Here is a 1,379-nt window from a genome sequence, read left to right as displayed (position 1 = left end):
GCCCCAGGCCGATGGTCACCAGGCCCAGCACCAGGTTCAGCTTGTGCTGGCCGGCAAACTGCACAGGTGCGCCCTGGAACAGGCGGAACTTGTAAGTGCCCGACAGTTTGCCGAAGGCGATCACCGAGCCGCTGAAGGTGATGGCGCCAATGGCGGCGCCGAGAAACAGCTCCAGCCGGTTGCCGGTGGGGATGGGGTTGCCTTTGGCGGCGATGCCAAAAGCGTATGGCTCGGCAACGGCGGCCACAGCGATAAAGACCGCAGCCAAACCGATCATGCTGTGAAAGAACGCCACCAGCTCGGGCATCTTGGTCATTTCGACCGTCTTGGCGCGCCAGGCGCCATAGCCTCCGCCGACCACCAGGCCCAACAGAACGTAACCCATGCCGAGGGCCTTGCCGCCCGAGATCTCGACAATCAGCGCCGCCGTGGTCAGCGCGGCAATCGCCATGCCGGCCATGCCGAACAGGTTGCCGCGGATTGAGCTGGTAGGGTGTGACAGGCCCTTGAGCGCCTGAATGAAGCAAACGGAGGCTACCAGGTACAGCAGCGTGACGAGATTCATGCTCATTTGGCGGCTCCTTCAGCGGGCGCGGCGACTTTTTTTTCTTTCTTGCGGAACATCTCCAGCATCCGGCGCGTCACCAGAAAGCCGCCGAAGATGTTGACGGCCGCCAGCGCCACGGCCAGCACGCCCATGGTTTTGCCCAGTGGTGTTTCGGTCAGTGCGGCCGCGAGCATCGCGCCCACGATCACGATGGCCGAAATCGCATTGGTCACCGCCATCAGCGGTGTGTGCAACGCCGGCGTGACGGTCCACACCACGTGGTAACCCACGTAGATGGCCAGCACAAAAATAATCAGGTTGATGATGGTGGGTGACACTGCATCCATGGTCTTCTCCGTGAGGGACTACGCGGGCGTGAGCCCGGCTTGTCCGATTAAATCCAATTGATCCGATGAGTCCCGAACGGGTTACTTCTTCTTGACCTCGCCGCCCTGCGTCATCAGGCAGGCTGCGACGATGTCGTCTTCCAGGTCGACATTGAGCGTGCCTTCCTTGGTGATGATGAGCTTGAGGAAGTCGAGCAGGTTGCGGGCATAGAGCGCGCTGGCATCCGCCGCGACAAGGGCCGGTACGTTGGTCTGGCCGATCAGCGTCACGCCGTGCTTGACCACGGTCTTGCCGGGTTCGGTCAGCGGGCAGTTGCCGCCTTGAGGTGCGGCCAGGTCGACGATCACGCTGCCGGGCTTCATGGCCTTGACCATGTCTTCGGTGACCAGCACCGGCGCCGGGCGGCCCGGGATCAAGGCTGTGGTGATGACCACGTCGGCTTGCGCCACGCGCTTGGCGACTTCGGCCTTTTGCCGCTCGAGCC

Annotated in this window: 3 protein-coding genes; all 3 read right to left on the bottom strand. The window is 62.8% G+C overall.

What is annotated here, in order from left to right; translation table 11 throughout:
* Window positions 1-571, bottom strand: a 571-nt coding sequence (locus tag AC1DWI_RS23250; protein ID WP_477725926.1) for an NAD(P)(+) transhydrogenase (Re/Si-specific) subunit beta, incomplete at its 3' end; no start/stop codon positions are given.
* Entirely contained in the window at window positions 568-894 is a 327-nt protein-coding gene (locus tag AC1DWI_RS23245; protein WP_011485418.1) for an NAD(P) transhydrogenase subunit alpha part 2, read from the bottom strand. The genes AC1DWI_RS23245 and AC1DWI_RS23250, both read right to left, overlap by 4 nt.
* 81 nt (window positions 895-975) lie before the next feature.
* On the bottom strand, window positions 976-1,379 hold a 404-nt coding region (locus AC1DWI_RS23240), incomplete at its 5' end, for a Rossmann-fold NAD(P)-binding domain-containing protein (protein WP_477725925.1).

The organism is Polaromonas sp. P3_C2, assembly GCF_056402675.1.
This window is presented reverse-complemented; position numbering and strand designations above follow the sequence as displayed.